Source organism: Variovorax sp. YR266, from assembly GCF_900107295.1.
GTDB lineage: Bacteria > Pseudomonadota > Gammaproteobacteria > Burkholderiales > Burkholderiaceae_C > Variovorax.
Genome location: NZ_FNPM01000006.1, coordinates 291868 through 313449, shown reverse-complemented (window position 1 = coordinate 313449; position 21582 = coordinate 291868). Strand labels below are relative to the sequence as shown.

Below are 21582 nucleotides of genomic sequence, written 5' to 3'. Positions count from 1 at the left end.
CATGAACATCGACAGGAAAGACCGGCAGATCCTCGAAGCGCTGCAGGCCGACGCGCGCCAGAGCCTGGCCGCGTTGGGCAAGCGCATCGGCCTGTCGCAGCCGGCCATGAGCGAGCGCGTGCGCAAGCTCGAAGAGGCCGGCGTGATCGAGGGCTACGGCGCGCGCGTCAACCTGCGCGCGCTGGGCGTGGGCCTGCAGGCCATCATCCGCATCGACACCACGCACGCGGGCATCGCCAAGTACCTGAAGCTGTTCGACGCCATGCCCGAGGTGCTGAGCGCCGACCGCGTGACCGGCGAAAGCTGCTTCATCGTGCGCTGCGCGATCGCCGAGCCGGCCGACCTGGAGCGCGTGGTGGACGCGCTGGCGGTCGACGGCTCAGTGACGACATCTCTGGTGCTGTCGAGCCCGGTGAACAAGCACATCACCGTGCAGGCGGCCAGGACGCCAAAGAAGTAGTCAGCGCTGCGTCTTGTCCTTCTGGTTCTGCGCCTCGATGCGTTCGCGCGCGGCCAGCCAGTCGGCGTCGCTCCACTGGCGCAGCTCGTAGAAGTTGCCGCCGGTGGCCAGCGCATTGCCGCCGTCCATCATGATGCTCTGGCCCGTGAGCCAGTCGCACTGCCCCGGCGCCATCAGGAAGGAAGCGAGGTTCTGCAGCTCGCTCATGCGGCCGGTGCGCGCCATCGGGTTGCTCTGCTTGCTGCGTGCGCCGGGCTCCTCGCCGGGGTTCAGGCGCTTGCTCATGCCCTCGGTCGGAATCTCGCCGGGGCCGACGGCATTCAGGCGGATGCCGTGGCGCGCCCACTCCACCGCGAGCGACTTGGTCATCACCTCGATGCCGGCCTTGCTCATGGCCGAGGGCACGACGTAGGGGCTGCCGTTGTCGACCCAGGTGACGATGATGCTCATCACGCTGCGGAAGGCATCGCCCTGCTTCCACTGGCCCGACTTGGCCTGGGCCACCCAGCGCTTGCCCACGGCCTGCGTCACGTAGAAGCTGCCATGGAACACGATGTTGGCGATGGCGTCGAAGGCGCGCGGCGAGAGATTCTCGGTCGGAGAGACGAAGTTGCCCGCCGCGTTGTTGACGAGCCCCGTGAGGCCGCCGCTCTGGAACAGGCTTTCGACCATCTCGTCGACCTGCTGCGCGATGCGGATGTCCACGCCGAAGGTGTCGATGCGCCGGCCCGGGAACTGCTGCCGCCATTCGGCCGCGGTTTCTTCGCAGACCGACTGGCGCCGGCCGCAGATGGCCACGTCGGCGCCAAGGCTCAGGAAGCGCTCGGCCATCGCGCGGCCAAGGCCCGTGCCGCCGCCGGTCACGAGGATGCGCTGGCCGTTCATGAGGGAAGCTTCGAACATGTTTCGTCTCCTTGGTCGTTGCGGCAGCGGCAAGGACGAGCGCTGCCATGGCGCATGCTACGCGCGCCGCCTCGATGGCGGCTTGCGGAATCTGGCTTCCCGTGCCGCACGGGTGAGAATGACTGCTGGCCTGTTTTCCGGATCGACGCCTCATGTCCAGCCCCACCCAAGATTCCTTCCAGCCGCTCGAAGGCGTGCGCGTGCTGAGCCTTGCGCTCAACCTGCCCGGGCCGGCCGCGCTGCTGCGCTGCCGCGGAATGGGCGCCACCTGCCTGAAGCTCGAGCCGCCGGGCGGCGACCCGATGGCGCTCTACAACAAGCCCGCGTATGCCGCACTGCACGAAGGCATCGCCATCGAAACGGCCGACCTGAAGACGGACGCGGGCCAGCAGCAACTGCACGCCGAACTCGCGAAGACGGACGTGCTGCTCACCTCGTTCCGCCCTTCCGCGCTGCGCAAGCTCGGCCTCGATTGGCCTGCGCTGCAGGCGCGCCATCCGTCGCTGTCGCAAGTGGCCATCGTCGGCGCGCCGGGCGAACGCGCCGAGGAGCCGGGCCATGACCTGACCTATCTCGCCGAAAGCGGACTGGTCACCGGCACCGAACTGCCGCCAACGCTCTACGCCGACATGGGCGGCGCACTGCTCGCAAGCGAAGCGGTGCTGAAGGCCATGCTGCTGCAGTCGCGCAAGGCGGGCGGCGTGTACCTCGAAGTGGCGCTGAACGCCTCGGCCGACTGGCTCGCCCTGCCCCGCACCTGGGGCCTGACGCAGCCCTCGGGCACGGTCGGCGGCGCGCATGCCGGCTACTGCGTCTACCCCTGCGCCGATGGCCGCGTGGCCGTGGCCGCGCTGGAGCCGCATTTCGCCAGCCGGCTCTGCGAGGCGGCGCAGATCGACTCGCGCGACATGCTGGCGCCTGCCACGCACGAAGCGCTGGCCGCATGGCTGGCGACGCGCACGCGCGCCGAACTCGAAGCCATGAGTCGCGAGCGCGACGTGCCGCTGCTCACGCTGGCCAGCTGATTCATCAGCGACTGGCGCCGTCGCGCTGCCGGTCTTCGCGCTTGAGCGCGAGGTAAGTGTCGAGATCGACTTCGTGCAGCTGGCGCGGGTACTGCTCGGCCGCCGCGAACCAGCGACGCTGACGACGGTCGGCCTGCTCCGGCCCCGGCGCCGAGAGGTAGGCATCCAGCGTCAGGAAGTAGCGCATCGCATTGCGCTCCACCAGCCCGCGCAGGCCGCGGATGTAGTCGGGCTGGCCTTCCGGCGTCTTGCCCAGCACGGTAAAGCCCACCTTGTCGCTGCCGAAGGTCGCCAGGTAGGCCATGGTGCCCAGCCGCACCATGGTGTTGTGGTCATAGCTGTAGCTGAAGTGCAGGAAGCTCTTGCGCTCGTCGAGCGCCACGGCCTCCAGCGTGACGCGATAGTTGCTGGTGCCCAGCGGCCCGCTCTCGGCCGACAACTCGACCATCAGGTGCTCGGGCGTGGCACTGGCGACCCGGTAGACGAACGGCAGCTCGAAGGCCTGGTCGATGGGCTTGTCATAGCGCCGCACCACGTAGAGCGTCAGCATCTCGCGTCCCTGCGGGCCGCTGGCCGTGCTGCAGCGCCGGTTGTTGATGTGCAGGGTCAGCACCTCGCACCAGTGGGCCGACCCCTTCAGCGCGGTGCCGATTTCCGCGAGCGGATGCTCGACCACGGCGTAGACGTCGCCCTGCAGGCCATCGGCCGTCTCCATGGAATCGAGCTGCACGGGCCGCCCGAAACTGCTCTTGTCGAGCTTGTCGCTCAAGCGCTGGTGGGTGGCGCGCAGCGCCTGGGCGGAAGAGTTCTCCGGCGCGGCGGCAAGCGCCTGTTGCGCCAAGGCTGCGAGCAGTAGCAGCAGCGCTCCCGCCAGGGTGCGCATCGTCCATGAAGCCGACGGGTAGTACGAACTGCTCATGGACCACACCATACAGCGGACCGCCCCACCCTCGCCTTCAGTCGGACTGCGTGGGCTTGCTGCGCCGCACCAACAGCGGCATTGCGCCCGCCATGGCCGATCGATACGGGATGTACCTTAGGCTCCCACTCTTTTCGAGGAACCAAAGATGCCACTCGTCCGGATCGATCTTTCCAATGACAGCCCCGAGACCCTGGGTCCGGCCATCGGGGATCTCATTTATCAGGCCATGCGGGACACCATCAACGTGCCGGAAGACGACAAGTTCCAGGTCATCACGCGGCACGATGCACGCGAGCTGGTCCATCCGGCAAGCTACCTCGGTGTTGTCTACTCGCCGGGCTTCGTGCTGATCCAGATCACGCTGAATCACGGAAGAACGACGGAGATGAAGAAAGCCTTCTACAAGCGCGTGGCCGATGATCTGCACGCCCGGCTGGGCATCCGGCGCGAGGATGTCTTCATCAACCTCGTCGAGGTGGCGAAGGAGAACTGGTCGTTCGGAAATGGCGAGATGCAGTACGCATAGCGGCGAGAATCCCGCCGATGAAACGCCAGGGCACGCTAGTTCGATGGGAGAAAGACCGGGGCTTCGGCTTCATCCGCTGCCCCGAAATCTCCGCCGATGTGTTCGTGCACCTGCGCGACTTCACCGACCGGGGCACCGCGCCGCAGGTCGGCATGAGGGTGAACTTCGAGGAGATCCATGTGGGCGGCAAGGGGCCGCGTGCGATGTCGGTGCAGGCAGCCGGTGCGGCGCGGCAGCCGCAATCACAGCCGCAGCGGAGGTCCGCGCCGCCTCGCCGGCAACCTGATCGCTCCGTGCGTTCCTCGGCCTCTTCTTCGCCCCCTTTGCCGATGGTTCTTCTGCTCGTGGCATACGGCGCGCTGCTCGGCTATGGCGTGTGGACAGCACGCCTTCCGCCGATCGCGCTCGGCGTATTGGCGCTGCTCAGCCTGCTGACTTTCTTCATCTACGGCTTCGACAAGAACGCAGCCGAAACAGGCCGCTGGCGCACCGCGGAGAAAACGCTGCACCTGCTCTCGCTGATCGGGGGTTGGCCGGGCGCCTGGGTCGCGCAGCGGTTGTTCCGCCACAAGGTGCGCAAGGCGAGCTTCATGGCGGGCTACTGGGCCACGGTGCTGGCACACATGGCGGCCATGGGCGCCTGGGTCGGCAAGCTGCTGCCAGCGGGACTGCTGGCGTTCTGAAACTCAGCGCGGCTTGCGGATGCTGCCGCGCACCGGGCCGGCAGCCTTGCGCGGCGCCGCGGCCGAACCGTTGTCGCGTGGCGGCAGGCCGGTGTGCTGCGTAAGGATGCGGCCCTTCGAGGGCTTCACCGGCGCCAGCTTGACCGGCGCGGACTTGTTGACCGCCGGAGCGACGGTCGAGTTCTTGCGACGCGCGCTCGTGTAGCCGCCGTCGGTCAGCGGCTGCCACGTCGGGATGAGGTGGTGCTTGCCGTTGCCGATCAGGTCGGCGCGGCCCATGCTCTTGAGCGCCTCGCGCAGCAGCGGCCAGTTGTTGGCGTCGTGGTAGCGCAGGAAGGCCTTGTGCAGGCGGCGGCGCTTGTCGCCGCGCACGATGTCCACCGTCTCGCTCTCGCGCGTGATCTTGCGCAGCGGGTTCTTGTTGGTGTGGTACATCGTCGTGGCCGTGGCCATCGGGCTCGGGTAGAACGTTTGCACCTGGTCGGCGCGAAAGCCGTTCTTCTTGAGCCAGATCGCGAGGTTCATCATGTCCTCGTCGCTGGTGCCCGGATGCGCGGCAATGAAGTACGGAATCAGGTACTGCTTCTTGCCCGCCTCGGCCGAGTACTTCTCGAACATCTGCTTGAACTTGTCATAGCTGCCGATGCCGGGCTTCATCATCTTCGTGAGCGGACCCTGCTCGGTGTGCTCGGGCGCGATCTTCAGGTAGCCGCCAACGTGGTGCTGCACCAGCTCCTTCACGTACTCCGGCGACTGCACGGCCAGGTCGTAGCGCAGGCCCGAGCCGATGAGAATTTTCTTGATGCCCTTCAATGCACGCGCCCGACGGTAGATCTTGATCAGCGGGTCGTGATTGGTGTTGAGGTTCGGGCAGATGCCCGGGTACACGCAGCTGGGCTTGCGGCAGGCCGATTCGATCTCGGGCGACTTGCAGCCGATGCGGTACATGTTGGCCGTGGGGCCGCCGAGGTCGGAGATGGTGCCGGTGAAGCCCTTCACCGAATCGCGAATGGCCTCGACCTCCTTGATGATCGAATCTTCCGAACGACTCTGGATGATGCGGCCTTCATGCTCGGTGATCGAGCAGAAGGTGCAGCCGCCGAAGCAGCCGCGCATGATGTTCACGCTGAAGCGGATCATTTCCCACGCGGGGATCTTGGTCGCGCCGTCGTGGCTGCCGTTCTCGTCGGCGTAGCGCGGATGCGGGCTGCGTGCGTACGGCAGATCGAACACGTGGTCCATCTCGGCCGTGGTGAGCGGAATGGGCGGCGGGTTGATCCACACGTCGCGCGCAGTGGCGCCTTCGCCGTGCGCCTGCACCAGCGCGCGGGCGTTGCCCGGGTTGGTTTCGAGATGCAGCACGCGGTTGGCGTGCGCGTAGAGCACCGGGTCGCTGCGCACCTGTTCGTAGGCCGGCAGGCGGATCACCGAACGGTCGCGCGGCGGAACGGCGATCTTGCCGCGGGGCTGCAGCGCCGGGTTGGGCACGAAGTTCAGCGGCTTGATGGCCGGGTTGACCACCGAGCCGGCGGCTTCGGCCGCCTTGGCAACGGCGTCAGCCTCGTCTTCCTTCGCGCAGGTGGCGCCGTTGGCCTTGGCCTGGTCGGACACCATCAGGTAGGGGTTGACGTGCGCTTCGACGCGGCCGGGTTCGTCGATGCTGGTGGAGTTGATCTCGAACCAGCCCTCGGGCGTTTCGCGCCGCACATAGGCGGTGCCGCGCACGTCGGTGATCTGCTGCACCGGCTCCTTGGCGGCCAGGCGGTGCGCGATCTCGACGATGGCGCGCTCGGCGTTGCCGTACAGCAGCAGGTCGCACTTCGAGTCGACGACGATGGAGCGGCGCACCTTGTCCGACCAGTAGTCGTAGTGGGCGATGCGGCGCAGGCTGCCTTCGATGCCGCCGAGGATGATCGGCACGTCGTTCCAGGCTTCCTTGCAGCGCTGCGAATACACGATGGCCGCGCGGTCGGGGCGCGAGCCGCCGACGTCGCCGGGGGTGTAGGCGTCGTCGCTGCGGATCTTCCGGTCGGCCGTGTAGCGGTTGATCATCGAATCCATGTTGCCGGCAGTCACGCCGAAGAACAGGTTCGGCTTGCCCAGTGCCTTGAAGGGCTCGGCGCTCTGCCAGTCGGGCTGCGCGATGATGCCGACGCGGAAACCTTGCGCCTCCAGCATGCGGCCGATGACCGACATGCCGAAGCTGGGGTGGTCGACGTAGGCGTCGCCCGTGACCACGATGATGTCGCAGCTGTCCCAGCCGAGCGCTTCCATTTCCTTGCGCGAAGTCGGCAGGAACTTGGCCGTGCCGAAACGGGCCGCCCAGTACTTGCGGTAGCTGGTCAGCGGCTTGGCGGCGCGCGCGAAAAAGGAGACGTCGACGGGGGCGTTCATCGGTGAGAGTAGACAGCGCCGTGGGAGCGCCGTTGTGGGCAACCCTCGATTTTAGGGTTTTCCATCATGTCTGTCGCGGCAAACATCCTGTGACCGGGCCCCTTCGGGGCCTCAATTAATTGCCAAAGTCAACCCTCTGAATGACAATGGCAACCATGTCAGCCACTTTACCCTCCATCGACCCCGCCGCCGTCAAGGCGATCCGTCAATTCAACCGCTTCTACACCCGCCGCATCGGCGCCCTCGACCCCTACCTCGGCAGCGCCATGTCGTTGACCGACGTGCGCGTGCTGTACGAGCTGGCGCACCGCGAAGTGGCGGTCGCGAGCGAAATCGGGCGCGACCTCGGGCTCGACGCGGGCTACATGAGCCGCATCCTGCGCCGCTTCGAAAACGAAGGCTGGCTCACGCGCGAGCCGCATCCGCGCGATGCGCGCCAGAGCGTCCTGCGCCTGACCGAGGCCGGCCACGCCGCATTCGCGCCGCTGCAACAGAAATCGCGCGAAGAGGCCACCGCCCTGCTCGCCTCGCTCGCGCCGCCGCAGCGCCAGCAGCTGGTGCAGGCCATGGGCACGGTGCAGTCGCTGCTCGACCCCGAAGCCGCCCCGGCCAAGACCCAGGCCGCCATCCTGCGCGACCCGGCACCCGGCGACATCGGCTGGGTGGTGCAGCAGCACGGCGAGATCTATGCGCGCGAGTACGGCTGGAACAGCACCTTCGAGGCGCTGGTGGCCGGCATCGCGGGGGAGTTCCTGCTCAAGTTCCAGCCCGAGTGGGAGCGCTGCTGGATTGCCGAGCTCAACGGCGAGCGGGTGGGCGCGATCTTCGTGGTGCGCAAGTCGGCCGCGGTGGCGCAGCTGCGCCTGCTGATCCTCGCGCCCGCCGCGCGCGGGCTCGGCCTGGGCGGCAAGCTGGTGGACGAATGCATCGCCTTCGCGCGCCTCAAGGGCTACAAGAAGATGGTGCTGTGGACCAACAGCTGCCTGGTGGCCGCACGCGGCATCTACGCCAAGCGCGGCTTCCAGCTCACCAAGTCGGAGCCGCACGAGGGCTACGGCTCGCCACAGGTCGGTGAAACCTGGGAGCTGAAGCTGTAGCGTCTGCTTATTGCATGAACCAGCCGTGGCTCACGACGAGCGACTGGCCGGTGAGTGCATTGGTCGGGAAGCCCGCGAACAGCAGCGCGACGCGCGCCACGTCTTCCGTGGTCGTGAATTCGCCGTCGACCGTTTCCTTCAGCATCACGTTCTTGATGACTTCCTGCTCGCTGATGCCCAGGGTCTTGGCCTGCTCGGGAATCTGCTTTTCGACGAGCGGCGTGCGAACGAAGCCCGGGCAGATCACGTTGGCACGCACGCCGTGCTTGGCGCCTTCCTTCGCAACCGTCTTGGCCAGGCCGATGAGGCCGTGCTTGGCGGTAACGTAAGGAGCCTTCAGCAGCGAGGCTTCCTTCGAGTGCACCGAGCCCATGTAGATCACGCTGCCGCCGCGGCCTTGTGCATACATGTGCTTCAGGCAAGCTTTCGTGGTGAGGAAGGCGCCGTCGAGGTGAATGGCGAGCATCTTCTTCCAGTCGGCGAAGCTGAACTCTTCCACCGGGTGAACGATCTGGATGCCGGCGTTGCTGATGAGGATGTCGATGCCGCCGAAGGCCGCAGCGCCCTCTTCGACCGAGGCGTTGACCTGGTCTTCGTTCGTCACGTCGACACCCACGCCGATGGCCTGTGCGCCCGTGGCCTTGAGCTCGGCCGCGGTGGCGTCGGCCGCTTCCTTGTTGAGGTCGGCAATGATGATCTTGGCGCCCTCCTGCGCGAACAGGATGGCGATTTCCTTGCCGATGCCGCTGGCCGAGCCAGTGATGTAGGCGACCTTGTCCTTGAGTTGCATGGTGATGTTCCTTGGTAAGAGTCGGGTTTGAAAAGGGCAGCAAGAATCAGGCGAGATAGTCGTGCTCGACCGTGCCGAGTGCGAGCGTCATGTCCGCGATGTAGTGCACGGCCGATTCGACCTTGAGCACCGGCAGGTCGGCCACGGGTGCCAGCGCGTGCGGGTGCAGTTCGAGCGAGCCGGGCCCGCCCCATGCGCCGTGCAGCGTGACGTCGACCATGTGATAGCGCACCAGTTCGCAGATGCGCGCCGTGCCGTCGACGTGCGGAATGATCTTGAGCAGAAAGTTCGGCTGCGCGATGCCCGCGAGGATGGGCTCCGGGTCGAGCGCGCGGTGCTTGAAGCCCATCGTGGCCTTGGCGACGCGCACCTTGCCGTAGTCGAGCGTTCCGACCACCACGTCGGTCTCGTAGTCGAGCACCGGCGAGGCGAGCTTCTTCGGAAAGCCCCAGAGCTCGCGCCCGCCGGCAATGGGCGGATGGTCGTTGAGGTACATCGCGTGCACGTACGCGCCCTTCTCCACGCCCCTGGCGGTGCGCAGCTGCACCGGAATGACCTGGCCCGACTCGGTGTAGTCGCCGAAGCCGGTGGAGTCGGGCATGCGGATGAATTCGTACTTGACCAGCGGCTCGACCACTTCGAGCGGCTCGGGCACCACGGCGCGCAGGGCGTCCATGTCGGTGCGGTACGTGAGGATGAGAAATTCGCGCCGCACGAAGCGGTACGGGCCGGGCGGAAAGGCGGGATTGGTCAGCGGCATCGCGAATGCCGTTCGTCGCACATCTTCAATGTTCATGAAAACATTTCCTCCTGTTGAAGTGACGGCCCAGTCTCGCGCTGGTTTCTTAGTTGGAACTGAATCGCCCGTGTCAGCGCGACAGGCCCGGCCGCTTGACGCGCCCCGAGCCGTGCTCGCCAAGGTCGAAAGTGGTCACACCGTTGACGGTTGCATCGGCGCGCAGCGTCTCAGGGTGGGCCAGCGTGTTGCGCATGTCGCGCGCGCCCGAATCCCAGTGCTCTTCAACGGCGGCGCGCGAGAACTCGTAGTCCTTGGACTCCAACTCGTAGGGCTTGTCGCGGTAGATCAGGTGGAAGATGTCTATGGGCTCGTGCGTGAGCTGCGACTGCACCGCGAGCACGCTCGGGTCGTTGCGCAGGCCTGCCGGCAGCTTGGAGATCAGGTCGGCAATCGCCTGCTGCAGGTTCATGTTGGCGGCCAGCGCATCGGTGTTCATGCGGGTGCGGCTCGAGTAGGTGATGTCCTTCTGCCGCTCCATCACGCCCGCCATGGTGCGCGGCATCTCGCCGCGCGCATTGAACAGGTCGACCTGCAGCACCACCAGCGGCTCGCTGCGCGGATGCGTGTCGAGCACGTACTGCAGCGGCGTGTTCGACACGATGCCGCCGTCCCAGTAGTCGTCGCCATCGATGCTGATTGGCGCGAAGCCCGGCGGCAGCGCGCCGCTGGCCATGATGTGCTCGGGCCCGATGAGCTGGCGCGTGTTGTCGAAGTACACCGAGTTGCCGGTGCGCACATTGACCGCACCCACGCTGAAGCGCGCCTCGCAGGCATTGATGCGGTCGAAGTCGACGAGGCGCTCCAGAGTGGACTTGAGCGCGGAGGTGTCGTAATAGCTCAGCAGCGGCGCCGCGCCACCCATCAGGAAGGCCGGCGAGTACCGCGGCTCGAAGAAGCCCGGAATGCCCACCAGCGAGGCCATGGTGGCGCTGTACTGGTTCTGCAGGGCCCGGTCGCCCAGCCAAGAAGGCAGGCGCTGCGAGGGGCCCGAAGACACAAGGTGCCAGAACTCGCGCAGCCGGTCGACGCGCGTTTCCGGTGCATTGCCCGCAATCAGTGCCGCGTTGATGGCGCCGATGGAGACGCCGGCAATCCAGTGCGGCTGCAGCTCGGTTTCGCTGAGCGCCGCATACACGCCGGCCTGGTAGGCGCCGAGCGCGCCCCCACCCTGCAGCACCAGCGCCTTGCGGGCGGTGCGCATGTCTTCGCGGCGCGAAGCAAAAGGGTTGAGGGGCTTGGAGGAGGCGGCACGGGGTTTCTTCTTCGGTGGTGTCGTCGTCATGCGTTCATTTGACACCAGCCCCGCGACACCAACCTGACCAGGGGTTGTTGCCCCCGGGACGATGTCACATCTTCGGCAGCATCTGTCCGCGGATCTCGCCGCCCGGGTTGGCGGCGGTGTGCACGTTGGCGTACCACTTGCCCGCGGACAGGTCGGCGGCCTGTGCCGGCGTGAGCGTGGCCTGGCCTTCGATCGGGCTCGCCGGGTTGGCAAAGGGCAGCACCACGCCCGCATTGGCGCCCGCGGCGGCCGGGCCGTGGAAGTGCGCCATGGTGGCCGGGCCGCTCAGGCCGGTGTAGGTGATCTTGTACTTGAGCACGTTGGTGTCGCGGTCGAGCCAGGCCTCGGCCATGCCGCTGCCGCGCGTCATGTTGGGCGGGACTTCGCTGGCTGCGTTCATCGCGCCGCTGAAGCTCGCGACGTTCGACTTCGACATCATTCCGCAGCCGACCAGCGCGGCACTGGCCACCCCGGTGATGAGGGCTGCGCGCAAAAGGGTGCCATATTTGGTCATGAGCTTGATCTCCTGAGTTATGAAAGCCTCCACAGCATAGGCAGCACGGCGGGCTTGGCTTGTCGGCCACCACCCCGACTTTGACGGCCGCCCAACGGCTGATAAAGGGCTGAAAAAGGGCTGAAAGGCTGAAAGAAAATGCAACGATGACTTTCAACGCCCTCCCCACCGCCCGCGACGTGGTCGATTTCTGGCGCGAAGCCGGCCCGGACCGCTGGTTTGCCAAGAACGACGCCTTCGACGCCGAATTCGCCGCCCGCTTTTCGCATGCCCATCAGGCCGCAGCCCGCGGCGAGCTCGACCACTGGACATCCGACGCCGAAGGCGCCCTGGCCTTGCTGGTGCTGTTCGACCAGTTTCCCCGCAACACCTGGCGCGGCAGCCCGCACATGCTGGCCACCGACGGCAAGGCGCTGGCCGTGGCGAAGCAGGCAGTCGAATCAGGCTTCGACCTGCAGTGCGAACCGGTGCTGCGACGTTTCTTCTACCTGCCCTTCATGCATTCCGAAGTGCTGGCCGAGCAGGAGCGCTCGGTCGAACTCAACGCGGCGCTCGACGCCAATACGCAGCGCTACGCGGTGCTGCACCGGGACATCATTGCGCGCTTCGGCCGCTTTCCGCACCGCAACAGGATGATGGGGCGCAGCACCACGGCGGAAGAGCAGAAGTACCTCGACGAAGGCGGCTTCGCCGGCTGAAGCGAGGCTCAGGTGTCGTTGTGTGGCAGCGGCACGTTGCGCGTCGGCGACGGGTTCAGGTCGGCGATGCCCTTCGTGTCCTTCATCGAGCCGTAGGTACGCGCATAGACCCAGGTGAACTCGGCCCCCAGCAGGAAGATCTGCGCCGAGTAGTAAACCCACACCAGCACCACCACCAGCGAGCCCGCCGCCCCGTAGCCCGAGGCCACGCTGCTCTTGCCGATGTACAGCCCGATCAGGTGCTTGCCCACGGTGAAGAGCAGCGCCGTGACGGCCGCCCCCACCCACACGTCGCGCCACTGCACCTTGGCGCGCGGCATGATCTTGTAGATCATCGCGAAGATCGCCGTCACCATCGCGAAGCTGAAGACGAAGTTGACGGCCTGCGCCGTTGTCTCCCACGCTCCGAACACCGGCGACCACCACTTGCCCAGGGCCGCAAGCGCGGCGCTCGCCACCAGCGACACCATCAGCAAAAAGCCGATGCCCATGATCATGCTGAACGACAGCATCCGCACGCGCAGCATGTTGAACAGCCCCTTGTTCTTGGCGCGGGCCGGCGCGCGCCAGATGCGGTCGAGCGCGTCCTGCAGTTCGCCGAAGACGGTGGTGGCGCCCAGCACCAGCAGCCCGATGCCGATCACCGTGGCGACGATACCTTCGGCCGGCTTGTTGACGGCCTTCAGCATGCCCTGCACCGCCGCCGCACCCTGCTCGCCCATCAGGCCCGAGAGCTGCGCGAAGATCTCGCCGCGCGCGGCCTCCTGCCCGAAGACCAGGCCGGCCACCGCAATCACGATCAGCAGCAGCGGTGCAATGGAGAACACTGTGTAGTAGGCCAGCGCGGCGCCCATGCTCGGGGCGTAATCGTTCGACCAGGAGTTGAAGGCCCGCTGGCAGAGATCGAAGAGTGCGCGCAGTTGCTTGACCATGCTGAAGTGTCCCTGTGGAATCGCCCGGCGCCATGTCGATCCGGCGCCCGGCATGTTGAAAGCGTGCCTACGATAATCGCTCCACATGCACCCGTCTCCCCCCGCTGCCCAGCCCCAGTCGCCACGCGACCTTTTTGTTTCATTCACCTGGCTCGCGTTGCAGGGCTTCGGCGGTGTGCTCGCCATCGTCCAGCGCGAGATGGTCGAGAAGAAGAAATGGCTCACGCCCGAGCAGTTCCTCGAAGACTGGGCCGTGGCGCAGGTGATGCCGGGGCCCAACGTGATCAACCTCGCGCTGATGATCGGCGACCGCTACTTCGGCTTGCGCGGCGCGCTCGCCGCCCTGGCGGGCATGTTGACCATTCCGCTGGTTGTCATCCTTGCGCTGGCCGTGCTGTATGCGCACTTCGCCGGCAACCCGCAGGTGGCAGCCGCGCTGCGCGGCATGGGCGCGGTGTCGGGCGGACTGATTGCCGCGACCGGCATCAAGCTGGTGCCGCAGCTGCGCAAGCATCCGCTGGGCTTTGCAACCTGCCTCTCCTTCATGGCGCTGGTGTTCGTGGCCATTGCGGTGTTCAAGATCCCGCTCGGATGGGTGCTGCTGGCGGTCGGCGGCGTCGCCTGCGTGTGGACCTGGAAGAAGATCGCGCCATGACCATCACGATGCAATGGCACGACTGGCTGGCCCTGTTCGGTCAATACGCGCTGCTGTCGCTGCTGTCGATCAGCGGCGCCATCACCACGGTGCCCGACATGCACCGCTACCTCGTGGTCCAGCACAGCTGGCTCACCGACGCGCAGTTCAGCTCCTCCATCGCCATCGCGCAGGCCGCGCCCGGCCCCAACGTGCTGTTCGTGGCGCTGATGGGCTGGAACGTCGGGCTCAACGCGGGCGGCGGCATCAGCGCCGGGCCCTCGGCCTGGCTGCTCGGCTTCTTCGGGCTGATGCTCACGATGGTCGGCATCATGCTGCCGAGTACCACCCTCACCTACTTCGCCACGCGCTGGGGCCACCGCAACCGCACGCGCCGAGAGGTGCGCGCCTTCAAGCAGGGCATGGCGCCCGTGGTGGTGGGCCTGCTGATTGCCACCGGCTGGGTGCTGGCTGCGGGAAACCATGCCGGCAATGCGCCTGCCTGGCACCTGTGGCTGCTGACCGGCGTTTCCGCCCTTATTGTCTGGCGCACGCGCATTCATCTGCTCTGGCTGCTCGGCGCCGGGGCGGCGCTGGGCGCCGTGGGCTTCGTCTGATCCTTCGTCTCATCCCTTTCTTCTTCAGGAACACTCGACATGTCGCAACTCCGCCCGCTCGGCCGCTCCGGCCTCCTGGTTTCCCCGCTCGCCTTCGGCGGCAACGTGTTCGGCTGGACCGTCGACGAAGCGGCGTCGTTCAAGCTGCTCGATGCCTGGCTGGACGCGGGCTTCAACTTCGTGGACACCGCGGACGTGTATTCGGCATGGGTGCCGGGCCACACCGGCGGCGAGTCGGAGACGATCATCGGCAAGTGGCTCAAGCACAGCGGCAAGCGCAACCGCGTGGTGCTGGCCACCAAGGTCGGCAAGCCGATGGGCGAAGGCAAGGTGGGCCTGGCACCCAAGTACATCCGCGAAGCCGTCGAGGCCTCGCTCAAGCGCCTGCAGACGGATTACATCGACCTCTACCAGTCGCACGACGACGATGCCGGCACGCCTCTCGAAGAATCGCTCGGCGCCTTCGACGACCTGATCAAGGAAGGCAAGGTGCGCGCCATCGGCGCCTCGAACTACAGCGCGCCGCGGCTGGCCGAGGCGCTCGACGTGTCGGAACGCCTGGGCATCGCCCGCTATGAAAGCCTGCAGCCGCTGTACAACCTGTACGACCGCGCCGTATTCGAAGATGCGCTGGAGCCGCTGTGCATCAAGCGCGAAGTGGGCGTGATCAACTTCTACGCTCTGGCCGCCGGCTTCCTCACGGGCAAGTACCGCACCGAGGCCGATGCCGCCAAGAGCGCGCGCGGCGCCAACACCACGAAGAAGTACCTCAACGAGCGCGGCCTGCGCATCCTCGACGCACTCGACAAGGTGGCCCAGCAGTACAACGCCAAGCCGGGCCAGGTCGCCATCGCCTGGCAGATCGCGCGGCCGGGCGTGACGGCGCCCATTGCCAGCGCCACCTCCATCGCGCAGCTCGAAGAGCTCGTGGTCGCGACGCAGCTGAAGCTCGACGCGGGCACCATCGAGATGCTCGACCGCGCCAGCGCTGAAGCAAAACCCGCTGCCTGAGCGGCTCCCGGCGATGAGCGTGTTCGACACCATCGCAGCGCCCGCGCTCGAGCACTTCGTCGACCTGCGCGTCGAGGTGGGCGTGCCGCAGGTGCTGGGCAACAGCCCGCGCGGGCTGCGCCGCGTGGTGCCGATCACGGGCGGCGAAGCCATCGGCCACGGCTGGCGGGCGCGCGTGCTGCCGGGCGGCAGCGACTTTCAGCTGATAGTGAGCGACACGCTTTCCGAACTCGACGCGCGCTATGGCCTTGAGACCGATGCGGGTGACCTCGTCTACGTGCAGAACCATGCAGTGCGTTCGGCCTCGCCCGAGGTCATGGGCAAGCTGCTGCGCGGCGAGCCGGTCGATCCGTCGCAGGTGTACTTCCGCTGCAGCCCGCGCTTCGAGACCGCCTCGCCTTCGCTGAAATGGATCAACGAGCGCATGTTCGTCGGCGCCGGTGTGCGCCACCCGGCCGAGGTGGTGATGCGCTTCTTTGCGCTGATCTAGCTGCTAACCGTCGACGGGATTCATCGGCGTCGCAAGAATGCGCTGGTAGAAGGCCACGTCGAGCCAGCGGCCGAACTTGAAACCGGCCTGCCGCACCGTGCCCGAATGCTCGAAGCCCAGGCGCTCGTGCAGCGCGATGCTGCCGGCGTTGGCTGCATCGATGGCGCCGACCATCACATGCACGTCGCGCGCGATGGCCTCGGCAATGATCGCTTCCATCAGCGTGCGGCCCAGGCCCTCGCCGCGGTGCGCGCTGTCGACGTAGACCGAGTGTTCCACCGTGTACTTGTAGGCAGGAAAGGCGCGGAACGTGCCGTAGCTCGCGAAACCCAGCAGCTTGCCGGCATCGTCCACGGCACCTATCACGGGAAAGCCGTTGGCGCGCTTGGTGGCAAACCACGCGACCATGTTCTCTGGCGTGCGCGGCTTGTAGTCGTACAGCGCGGTAGAAGTGACGATGGCCTCGTTGAGGATGGCCAGGATCGCGGCGGAGTGCGCTTCTTCTGTGCAGGGGATGAGACGCATGGTGTCCTCGTGGAAATTTCGTTCAATATAGGAGAATAATAATCTCATATGAGAAACGATTCATCTCCCGCCGACACGCCCGGCCAGAACATCGACATGCTCATCGCCACCCGGCTGCTGGCGCTGAGGCAGGCGCAAGCACTGAGCCTCGCGGAGCTGGCTGAGCGTTCGGGCGTGAGCAAGGCCATGATTTCCAAGGTGGAGCGTGCGCAGAGCAGCCCCACGGCCGTGCTGCTGGGCCGGCTGGCCGCCGGGCTCGGGGTGCCGCTGGCGCAGCTCCTGACGGAAGAGAAAGAGCAGCCACAGCGCCTGCGCACGCGCGCCGAGCAAGAAATCTGGCGCGACCCGAAGGCCGGCTACCTGCGGCGCCAGGTCGCCGAGCGTCATGCGGGCGGCGGCGTCGAGTTGGTCGAGGTCGAGCTGCCGCGCTCGGCGCAGGTCGACTACCCGCGCTGGAGCGGCAAGCCCTACCGGCAATGCCTGTGGATGCTCGAAGGCGCGTTGCGGGTGGACTACGGCGACGAGCGCTTCGAACTCGCACCGGGCGACTGCCTCGACTTCGGCGTAGACCGGCCGCTGGTCTTCAAGGCGCTGGGGCGCACCGCCTGCCGCTATCTGCTGGCGGCAAGCCCGGAGTAGCCGTACGCGCAGGGTAGGCAAGCTCCGACACGCACTGGCGGTCGACGCCTGTGTGGCGCCTGCCACCCCTCGGGATACTGCAAGGCATCTCAGCTTCCAGAGGAACGACGATGTCATTCGCGCTCTACATGATCGGTTTCGTGATCTTCCTGGGCGGCCTCATCTGGGGCGCCTCCGTCGCCGGCGTGCCGACGCTCTACATCGGCATCGGGGCGGTGATCCTGCTGGGGATCGGCATCTTCAGCGCGGTGAGCCGCACGCGTGGCAAGGATCCGTCCTGACCGGCCGGGTGCATCCACCAGGTTCACACAGGCTTCACGCCGCACGCACATGGCGTAGCTAACTTCGCATGCGCACCGCAGACCGCGGTGCGCAACGAATCCAGTTGGCTGCCCCATGCACACTTCTTCCAGCTTCTTTTCTCCCCTCGCCTCCTCATCCTGCGCAGCGCCCCAGCCGGCCCCGGCTCCGGCAGCAAGCCCCGGCAACATCAAGGTCGACCTTCTCGTCGTGGGCGCGAGCTTCGCGGGCCTGGCCTGTGCCCGGGCCGCGGCCCTTGCAGGTCTCAGCGTGATGGTGCTGGAGAAGAAGAGCAGTGCCGGCGCCAAGCTGCACACCACCGGCATCATCGTCAAGGACGCGGTCGACAGCGTGCCGTGGCTGGCCGAAGTGCCACCCGCGCTAGTGCGCCGCATCGAAGGCGTGCGGCTCTATGCGCCCAACATGCGCCATGTCGACCTGCATGCGCCGGGCTACTGGTTCTGGGCCACCGACGCGCCCGCCCTGCTCGACTGGATGGTCGGCTCGGCCCGCGCCAGCGGCGTCGACGTGCGGCTGGGCACGCTGTTCGAGCAGGCGCTGTGGCTCAACGGCCGGTGGGAAGTGCCGGTGACGCAAGGGCCCTGCATCACGGCCACCTACCTCGTGGGCGCTGACGGCCCCCACTCGCGCGTTGCCAAGGCCCTGGGCCTGTCGCGCAACACGCGCTTCCTCTACGGCATCGAGCACGAGTACCAGGGCGCGCGTATGGCGCCCGGCCTGCTGCATTGCTTCATCGACCGCAAGCTCGCGCCAGGCTATATCGGCTGGGCGCTCGACGGGGTCGGCGTGAGCCAGATCGGGCTGGCGCGCCGCATGGTGCACGACAGCGCGGGCGCACTGAAGCTCGATCCGCTGCTGCGCAAGATTGCCTCGGTGGTCACGCCCGGCGACGCCCCGCCGGTCGCGGTGCGCGCGGGAATGATCCCGTGCGGCGGCGTGCTGCCGGTGGTGGCGCGCGAGCGGGCCCTGCTGGTGGGCGATGCGGCGGGCATGGTGTCGCCGGTGACTGCCGGCGGTATCCACACAGCGCTGCTGCACGGGGAGCGCGCGGGCGAGGCCGTAGCGCGCTTCGTGCGCGGCGAGGCCGGCGACCCGGCCACGTGGTTCGTTCGTGGCTACCCGGGCTTCCGGCTCAAGCGCGCGCTGCGCTGGGCCTTCGACCATTTCCAGAGCGACTGGATGTTCAACCACCTGCTGGGCACGCCGCAGATGCGGCGGGTGGCGGAGCTCATCTACTTCCACCGCAAGGGTGGATCGCTGCCCAAAAGCTAAAAGAGACGGCGCTCAGGCGCCGCGCTGGCGCATCGCCTCGTAGAGGCACACGCCACTGGCCACCGAGACATTCAGGCTCTCGACCGCACCGGCCATCGGAATGCTCACCAGCTCGTCGCAGGTCTTGCGCGTGAGCTGCCGCATGCCTTCGCCTTCGGCGCCCAGCACCAGCGCCAGGGGGCGCTTGAAGTCGCTCTGGTAGATGGTGCCCGGCGCGTCGTCGCTGGTGCCCACGCACCAGATGTTGCGTTCCTTGAGTTCGTTCAGGGTGCGCGCGAGGTTGGTGACCATGAAGTACGGCACCGTCTCGGCCGCGCCGCTCGCCACCTTGGCCACGGTGGCGTTGATGCCGGCCGCGTGGTCCTTGGGGGCGATGACCGCATGCGCGCCGGCGCCGTCGGCCACGCGCAGGCAGGCGCCGAGGTTGTGCGGGTCGGTCACGCCGTCGAGCACCAGCAACAGGGGCACGGTGCCGGCCTCTTCGAGGCCCTCGAGCAGTTCGTCGAGCGAGCGGACCTGGGCCACGGGTTCGACCCGTGCCACCACGCCCTGATGGCCGTGGCTGCCGCTGAGCTTGGACAGCCGCAGGCCGTCAGCCTCGACCAGCCGCACACCGGCCTCCTGCGCACGCGCGATGAACTGTTTCATGCGCGCATCGCGCCGGCTGGCGTCGAACATCACTTCGAGCACCGATTTAGGCGCGGTCTTGATGCGCACGCCTACGGCATGGAAGCCGAAGATCACTTTGGGGGAAGACATCCCTGGATTATCCCTACCCCCGGGACCTGGCCATTTCGCGTGGTCAGGCGATCGGCAAACCACTGAGCGCGCGGGTGCGCTCGTCGTGCAGTTCCTGCACCGCCAGCGCGCTCGGGTGCACCTTCGCACCGTTGCCCACGCTCTCCAGGTACTGGCAGGCCGCGTGACCCTCAGCTGCCTTTTCGTAGCGCGCGATCCAGGCGTCGCGCGCAGGCAGCTTCTCGGGCGACACCGGCCATATGCCCGGCTGGGGCCGCATGTGTTCGCCGATGCCGATGCGCCAGGGTTTGGCGCTCACCCGGGCACGAAAGCATTTCTGGTTGCGGCACATGCGTGCGTAGACCTTGTCGACGCCCATTGCATGAAAGCAGTCGGCCACCGCGGTGTCGGTCGGATCGAAGACATCGTGCATCGCCAGCACCCGGAAGCCCGCGGGCGTGCGGTAGATGCGCAGGTGCCAGTCGGGGTGCTGCTGCATGAAGCGCCCGATGCGCTCGGCCGCCCGCTTCTCAGGCGCGGGGTTGCCGCTGTGCTCGCCGCGCTTCTTGCGCTGGCCGATGACCCATGCCACGACGAAGACCACGATGCCCGCGATCAGCCCGCCCAGCCAGGTCTTGGCGGCCCAGCCGCCGACCACCCCGGCGATCAGCGCCGGCACCAGCGCAAAGCCGAACACGCTGCCGCGCAAGGGCTCCTCGAAGTCGATGTCGACGAACAGCACGTCGGGCGTGTTGAGGCAGCGCGCGCCGTAGGTGTTGCGCGTGATGACAGTGTCGCCCTGGCGCTCGACGATTTCCTCGCGGATCGGCATGCCGTCGGCGCCGTTGTAGGGCATCTTGCGTTCGCGGCGCTCGAGCTTCTCGCCCTTGTGGACGATGCGATCGAAGGCATCGCGCGTGCGCTGGTCGGCGTGCGCCTGCGCGGCCAGCGGGCTCTCGTCGGACCAGCCGAAGCGGCGCACGGTGAACTGCTTGCCGGCCACGCTCTCCTGGATACGGCCTTCGGCCCAGAACTGGGGAACGATCATCGACTCAAGCCTTTCCGGCAATCAACAACCAGGCCATGACCGCCGCCAGCACGATGATCAACGCCGGCAGCCATTTGTAGCCGTCGCCATGCACGCGGCCCGGTTCGTCCATCTGGCGGCGGGGCATGTGCTGGGTCAGGGGGCTGAAACTTCCGAGCGCCGGATCGTCATGGTTGTCGACCAGCCGCTTGGCCGCGGACAGGCTCAGGCCCGTGGCTTCGCGCGTGAGGCGGATGGCCTCGATCTTGTTGCCCTGCGCCAGGGCTGCGAGTGCGATGGAGGGCATGGAGGCGAAGCCGCGGTCCTGCATGGCGGCGGCAGGCGCACCGCGTCCGCTGGCTTCGCCTTCCCCCCGCTCCAGCCTGTCGGCGTAGCGATCGACAGCGTCCTTGGCCGACTTGAGGTCCACGCCCGTGCGGGCGCGCACGATCTTGATGGCCTCGATCATCCTGCCGCGCTGCAGCGCCAGGACGGCGTCGGGCGGAAGCTCCTCCATGAATATCTCCTGTGTGGCTGGCTATTTACTTATGTTTAATAGCTTATTGCGCTTGTCAGGCGGGCGCCAGAGCCACTTTTTCATTAAGTGCGACACGACCGGCCTCGATGGTGATGCGTCGCTCGCATCGGGCCGCGATGCCCCGGTCGTGGGTGACGAGCACGAGCGTGGTGCCGAGTTCGCGATTGAGGTCGAACATCAGCCGCATCACCTGCTCGCCGGTGGCGAAGTCGAGGCTGCCGGTGGGCTCATCGGCCAGCAGCAGCGCCGGTTGCACCACGAAGGCGCGGGCCAGCGCCACGCGCTGCTGCTCGCCGCCCGAGAGCACCTTGGGGTAGTGCCCGAGCCGCTGGCCGAGGCCAACGCGGCCGAGCATTTCGGTGGCAGCCTTGCGCGCATCCTTGCGGTTGGCCAGCTCCAGCGGCAGCATCACGTTTTCGAGCGCGCTCAGGTTGCCGAGCAGTTGAAAGCTCTGGAACACAAAGCCCACGCGCTGCGCGCGCACGGCGGCGCGCTCATCCTCGTCGATGGCGAAGATGTCTTCGCCGGCGATGCGCACCGTGCCGCTCGTGGGCGTGTCCAGCCCCGCGATGATCGACAGCAGCGTGCTCTTGCCGGAGCCCGAGGCGCCGACGATGGCTGCGGTTTCCCGCGCGCCGAGGGTGAAATCGATGTCCTGCAGAATGTCCAGCGTGCCGGCCGAATCGGTGACGGACTTGAAGACATGCTCGACGGCGACAATTGCATCAGACGGGGGTTGGGACAT

26 protein-coding genes are annotated in these 21582 nt (G+C 67.0%); 13 read left to right on the top strand and 13 right to left on the bottom strand.

Annotated elements, in window-relative coordinates; all coding sequences use genetic code 11:
* Position 1 precedes the first annotated feature (1 nt).
* A complete protein-coding gene (locus tag BLW48_RS18025) occupies positions 2 to 460 on the top strand; it encodes an Lrp/AsnC family transcriptional regulator (RefSeq protein WP_093052095.1) in 459 nt (152 codons plus the stop codon).
* Here the strand turns inward: BLW48_RS18025 and BLW48_RS18020 are convergent, their stop codons facing one another.
* Positions 461 to 1363 (bottom strand): SDR family oxidoreductase, encoded by a 903-nt coding sequence (locus BLW48_RS18020; protein WP_093176686.1) that lies wholly within the window; start codon positions 1361 to 1363, stop codon positions 461 to 463.
* A gap of 152 nt (positions 1364 to 1515) precedes the next feature.
* On the opposite strand from BLW48_RS18020, the gene BLW48_RS18015 reads away from it, so the two are divergent.
* Positions 1516 to 2388, top strand: coding sequence for a CoA transferase (locus tag BLW48_RS18015; protein WP_093176685.1), 873 nt, complete (start codon positions 1516 to 1518; stop codon positions 2386 to 2388).
* Between the two features lie 4 nt (positions 2389 to 2392).
* Here the strand turns inward: BLW48_RS18015 and BLW48_RS18010 are convergent, their stop codons facing one another.
* On the bottom strand, positions 2393 to 3307 hold the full coding sequence (locus BLW48_RS18010) for a hypothetical protein (protein WP_093176831.1): 915 nt from the start codon (positions 3305 to 3307) through the stop codon (positions 2393 to 2395).
* Positions 3308 to 3455: 148 nt separating this feature from the next.
* On the opposite strand from BLW48_RS18010, the gene BLW48_RS18005 reads away from it, so the two are divergent.
* Positions 3456 to 3836, top strand: coding sequence for a tautomerase family protein (locus BLW48_RS18005; protein WP_093176684.1), 381 nt, complete (start codon positions 3456 to 3458; stop codon positions 3834 to 3836).
* 17 nt (positions 3837 to 3853) lie between these two features.
* Entirely contained in the window at positions 3854 to 4519 is a 666-nt protein-coding gene (locus BLW48_RS18000; protein WP_093176682.1) for a DUF1294 domain-containing protein, read from the top strand.
* Between the two features lie 3 nt (positions 4520 to 4522).
* On the opposite strand, the gene BLW48_RS17995 is transcribed toward BLW48_RS18000, so the two are convergent.
* Positions 4523 to 6913 carry a YgiQ family radical SAM protein gene (locus BLW48_RS17995; RefSeq protein WP_093176681.1) on the bottom strand — a complete coding sequence of 797 codons (2391 nt, stop codon included), beginning with the start codon at positions 6911 to 6913 and terminating at the stop codon, positions 4523 to 4525.
* A 146-nt stretch (positions 6914 to 7059) separates the two neighbouring features.
* Between BLW48_RS17995 and BLW48_RS17990 the strand changes: the two genes are divergently transcribed.
* Positions 7060 to 8010 carry a bifunctional helix-turn-helix transcriptional regulator/GNAT family N-acetyltransferase gene (locus BLW48_RS17990; protein ID WP_256328887.1) on the top strand — a complete coding sequence of 317 codons (951 nt, stop codon included), beginning with the start codon at positions 7060 to 7062 and terminating at the stop codon, positions 8008 to 8010.
* A 7-nt stretch (positions 8011 to 8017) separates the two neighbouring features.
* Here BLW48_RS17990 and BLW48_RS17985 read toward each other — a convergent pair whose 3' ends face one another.
* From BLW48_RS17985 to BLW48_RS17970, 4 genes are all read right to left on the bottom strand, one after another.
* Positions 8018 to 8800, bottom strand: a complete 783-nt coding sequence (locus BLW48_RS17985; RefSeq protein ID WP_093052117.1) for a 3-hydroxybutyrate dehydrogenase — start codon at positions 8798 to 8800, stop codon at positions 8018 to 8020.
* 46 nt (positions 8801 to 8846) lie between these two features.
* A complete protein-coding gene (locus BLW48_RS17980) occupies positions 8847 to 9596 on the bottom strand; it encodes an acetoacetate decarboxylase (protein ID WP_093052120.1) in 750 nt (249 codons plus the stop codon).
* Between the two features lie 73 nt (positions 9597 to 9669).
* Positions 9670 to 10881: a patatin-like phospholipase family protein gene (locus tag BLW48_RS17975; RefSeq protein ID WP_093052123.1), complete on the bottom strand. Its 1212-nt coding sequence runs from the start codon at positions 10879 to 10881 to the stop codon at positions 9670 to 9672.
* Between the two features lie 64 nt (positions 10882 to 10945).
* Positions 10946 to 11395 carry a CHRD domain-containing protein gene (locus tag BLW48_RS17970; RefSeq protein ID WP_093052127.1) on the bottom strand — a complete coding sequence of 150 codons (450 nt, stop codon included), beginning with the start codon at positions 11393 to 11395 and terminating at the stop codon, positions 10946 to 10948.
* Between the two features lie 146 nt (positions 11396 to 11541).
* Between BLW48_RS17970 and BLW48_RS17965 the strand changes: the two genes are divergently transcribed.
* A complete protein-coding gene (locus BLW48_RS17965; RefSeq protein ID WP_093052130.1) occupies positions 11542 to 12093 on the top strand; it encodes a DUF924 family protein in 552 nt (183 codons plus the stop codon).
* An 8-nt stretch (positions 12094 to 12101) separates the two neighbouring features.
* Here the strand turns inward: BLW48_RS17965 and BLW48_RS17960 are convergent, their stop codons facing one another.
* Positions 12102 to 13025, bottom strand: a complete 924-nt coding sequence (locus tag BLW48_RS17960; protein WP_093052133.1) for a YihY/virulence factor BrkB family protein — start codon at positions 13023 to 13025, stop codon at positions 12102 to 12104.
* A gap of 85 nt (positions 13026 to 13110) precedes the next feature.
* On the opposite strand from BLW48_RS17960, the gene BLW48_RS17955 reads away from it, so the two are divergent.
* Genes BLW48_RS17955 through BLW48_RS17940 form a run of 4 tightly spaced genes read left to right on the top strand, consistent with a single transcriptional unit; the run spans position 13111 to position 15777 of the window.
* Positions 13111 to 13680: a chromate transporter gene (locus tag BLW48_RS17955; RefSeq protein ID WP_093176679.1), complete on the top strand. Its 570-nt coding sequence runs from the start codon at positions 13111 to 13113 to the stop codon at positions 13678 to 13680.
* Entirely contained in the window at positions 13677 to 14276 is a 600-nt protein-coding gene (locus BLW48_RS17950; RefSeq protein ID WP_093176678.1) for a chromate transporter, read from the top strand. The genes BLW48_RS17955 and BLW48_RS17950 overlap by 4 nt, the downstream gene beginning before the upstream one ends.
* 39 nt (positions 14277 to 14315) lie before the next feature.
* Entirely contained in the window at positions 14316 to 15287 is a 972-nt protein-coding gene (locus BLW48_RS17945) for an aldo/keto reductase (RefSeq protein ID WP_093176676.1), read from the top strand.
* A gap of 13 nt (positions 15288 to 15300) precedes the next feature.
* Entirely contained in the window at positions 15301 to 15777 is a 477-nt protein-coding gene (locus BLW48_RS17940) for a DUF3237 domain-containing protein (RefSeq protein ID WP_093176674.1), read from the top strand.
* Positions 15778 to 15780: 3 nt separating this feature from the next.
* Here the strand turns inward: BLW48_RS17940 and BLW48_RS17935 are convergent, their stop codons facing one another.
* Positions 15781 to 16302, bottom strand: coding sequence for a GNAT family N-acetyltransferase (locus BLW48_RS17935; RefSeq protein ID WP_093078113.1), 522 nt, complete (start codon positions 16300 to 16302; stop codon positions 15781 to 15783).
* Positions 16303 to 16350: 48 nt separating this feature from the next.
* On the opposite strand from BLW48_RS17935, the gene BLW48_RS17930 reads away from it, so the two are divergent.
* The 3 genes from BLW48_RS17930 to BLW48_RS17925 all read left to right on the top strand — a co-directional run bounded on the left by BLW48_RS17930 (position 16351) and on the right by BLW48_RS17925 (position 18534).
* Complete coding sequence (locus BLW48_RS17930) at positions 16351 to 16941, top strand: helix-turn-helix domain-containing protein (protein ID WP_093176672.1); 591 nt, start codon at positions 16351 to 16353, stop codon at positions 16939 to 16941.
* 110 nt (positions 16942 to 17051) lie between these two features.
* Positions 17052 to 17222, top strand: coding sequence for a hypothetical protein (locus tag BLW48_RS35420; RefSeq protein WP_176928733.1), 171 nt, complete (start codon positions 17052 to 17054; stop codon positions 17220 to 17222).
* Between the two features lie 115 nt (positions 17223 to 17337).
* The gene (locus tag BLW48_RS17925) at positions 17338 to 18534 is read left to right on the top strand and encodes an NAD(P)/FAD-dependent oxidoreductase (RefSeq protein ID WP_093176670.1); all 1197 of its coding nucleotides are present in this window, start codon (positions 17338 to 17340) and stop codon (positions 18532 to 18534) included.
* 12 nt (positions 18535 to 18546) lie between these two features.
* Here BLW48_RS17925 and rlmB read toward each other — a convergent pair whose 3' ends face one another.
* The 4 genes from rlmB to BLW48_RS17905 are packed head-to-tail and all read right to left on the bottom strand — an operon-like array spanning position 18547 to position 21582.
* Positions 18547 to 19293, bottom strand: coding sequence for a 23S rRNA (guanosine(2251)-2'-O)-methyltransferase RlmB (rlmB, locus tag BLW48_RS17920; protein ID WP_007828317.1), 747 nt, complete (start codon positions 19291 to 19293; stop codon positions 18547 to 18549).
* Positions 19294 to 19336: 43 nt separating this feature from the next.
* Positions 19337 to 20320 (bottom strand): inorganic phosphate transporter, encoded by a 984-nt coding sequence (locus BLW48_RS17915; protein ID WP_093052157.1) that lies wholly within the window; start codon positions 20318 to 20320, stop codon positions 19337 to 19339.
* Between the two features lie 4 nt (positions 20321 to 20324).
* On the bottom strand, positions 20325 to 20816 hold the full coding sequence (locus BLW48_RS17910) for a hypothetical protein (RefSeq protein ID WP_093176668.1): 492 nt from the start codon (positions 20814 to 20816) through the stop codon (positions 20325 to 20327).
* Between the two features lie 55 nt (positions 20817 to 20871).
* Positions 20872 to 21582, bottom strand: a complete 711-nt coding sequence (locus BLW48_RS17905) for an ABC transporter ATP-binding protein (protein ID WP_093176666.1) — start codon at positions 21580 to 21582, stop codon at positions 20872 to 20874.

Excerpts from the sequence above, each read along its gene's own strand:
- BLW48_RS18020 (WP_093176686.1), bottom strand. The coding sequence starts at position 1,363 with ATGTTCGAAGCTTCCCTCATGAACGGCCAGCGCATCCTCGTGACCGGC.
- BLW48_RS17995 (WP_093176681.1), bottom strand. The coding sequence starts at position 6,913 with ATGAACGCCCCCGTCGACGTCTCCTTTTTCGCGCGCGCCGCCAAGCCG.
- BLW48_RS18010 (WP_093176831.1), bottom strand. The coding sequence starts at position 3,307 with ATGAGCAGTTCGTACTACCCGTCGGCTTCATGGACGATGCGCACCCTG.
- BLW48_RS17970 (WP_093052127.1), bottom strand. The coding sequence starts at position 11,395 with ATGACCAAATATGGCACCCTTTTGCGCGCAGCCCTCATCACCGGGGTG.
- BLW48_RS18000 (WP_093176682.1), top strand. The coding sequence starts at position 3,854 with ATGAAACGCCAGGGCACGCTAGTTCGATGGGAGAAAGACCGGGGCTTC.
- BLW48_RS17960 (WP_093052133.1), bottom strand. The coding sequence starts at position 13,025 with ATGGTCAAGCAACTGCGCGCACTCTTCGATCTCTGCCAGCGGGCCTTC.
- BLW48_RS17990 (WP_256328887.1), top strand. The coding sequence starts at position 7,060 with ATGGCAACCATGTCAGCCACTTTACCCTCCATCGACCCCGCCGCCGTC.
- BLW48_RS17980 (WP_093052120.1), bottom strand. The coding sequence starts at position 9,596 with ATGAACATTGAAGATGTGCGACGAACGGCATTCGCGATGCCGCTGACC.
- BLW48_RS17945 (WP_093176676.1), top strand. The coding sequence starts at position 14,316 with ATGTCGCAACTCCGCCCGCTCGGCCGCTCCGGCCTCCTGGTTTCCCCG.
- rlmB (WP_007828317.1), bottom strand. The coding sequence starts at position 19,293 with ATGTCTTCCCCCAAAGTGATCTTCGGCTTCCATGCCGTAGGCGTGCGC.
- BLW48_RS17915 (WP_093052157.1), bottom strand. The coding sequence starts at position 20,320 with ATGATCGTTCCCCAGTTCTGGGCCGAAGGCCGTATCCAGGAGAGCGTG.
- BLW48_RS18015 (WP_093176685.1), top strand. The coding sequence starts at position 1,516 with ATGTCCAGCCCCACCCAAGATTCCTTCCAGCCGCTCGAAGGCGTGCGC.
- BLW48_RS17985 (WP_093052117.1), bottom strand. The coding sequence starts at position 8,800 with ATGCAACTCAAGGACAAGGTCGCCTACATCACTGGCTCGGCCAGCGGC.
- BLW48_RS17955 (WP_093176679.1), top strand. The coding sequence starts at position 13,111 with ATGCACCCGTCTCCCCCCGCTGCCCAGCCCCAGTCGCCACGCGACCTT.
- BLW48_RS17975 (WP_093052123.1), bottom strand. The coding sequence starts at position 10,881 with ATGACGACGACACCACCGAAGAAGAAACCCCGTGCCGCCTCCTCCAAG.
- BLW48_RS17910 (WP_093176668.1), bottom strand. The coding sequence starts at position 20,816 with ATGGAGGAGCTTCCGCCCGACGCCGTCCTGGCGCTGCAGCGCGGCAGG.
- BLW48_RS35420 (WP_176928733.1), top strand. The coding sequence starts at position 17,052 with ATGTCATTCGCGCTCTACATGATCGGTTTCGTGATCTTCCTGGGCGGC.
- BLW48_RS17925 (WP_093176670.1), top strand. The coding sequence starts at position 17,338 with ATGCACACTTCTTCCAGCTTCTTTTCTCCCCTCGCCTCCTCATCCTGC.
- BLW48_RS17935 (WP_093078113.1), bottom strand. The coding sequence starts at position 16,302 with ATGCGTCTCATCCCCTGCACAGAAGAAGCGCACTCCGCCGCGATCCTG.
- BLW48_RS17965 (WP_093052130.1), top strand. The coding sequence starts at position 11,542 with ATGACTTTCAACGCCCTCCCCACCGCCCGCGACGTGGTCGATTTCTGG.
- BLW48_RS17905 (WP_093176666.1), bottom strand. The coding sequence starts at position 21,582 with ATGTCCCAACCCCCGTCTGATGCAATTGTCGCCGTCGAGCATGTCTTC.
- BLW48_RS18025 (WP_093052095.1), top strand. The coding sequence starts at position 2 with ATGAACATCGACAGGAAAGACCGGCAGATCCTCGAAGCGCTGCAGGCC.
- BLW48_RS18005 (WP_093176684.1), top strand. The coding sequence starts at position 3,456 with ATGCCACTCGTCCGGATCGATCTTTCCAATGACAGCCCCGAGACCCTG.
- BLW48_RS17930 (WP_093176672.1), top strand. The coding sequence starts at position 16,351 with ATGAGAAACGATTCATCTCCCGCCGACACGCCCGGCCAGAACATCGAC.
- BLW48_RS17950 (WP_093176678.1), top strand. The coding sequence starts at position 13,677 with ATGACCATCACGATGCAATGGCACGACTGGCTGGCCCTGTTCGGTCAA.
- BLW48_RS17940 (WP_093176674.1), top strand. The coding sequence starts at position 15,301 with ATGAGCGTGTTCGACACCATCGCAGCGCCCGCGCTCGAGCACTTCGTC.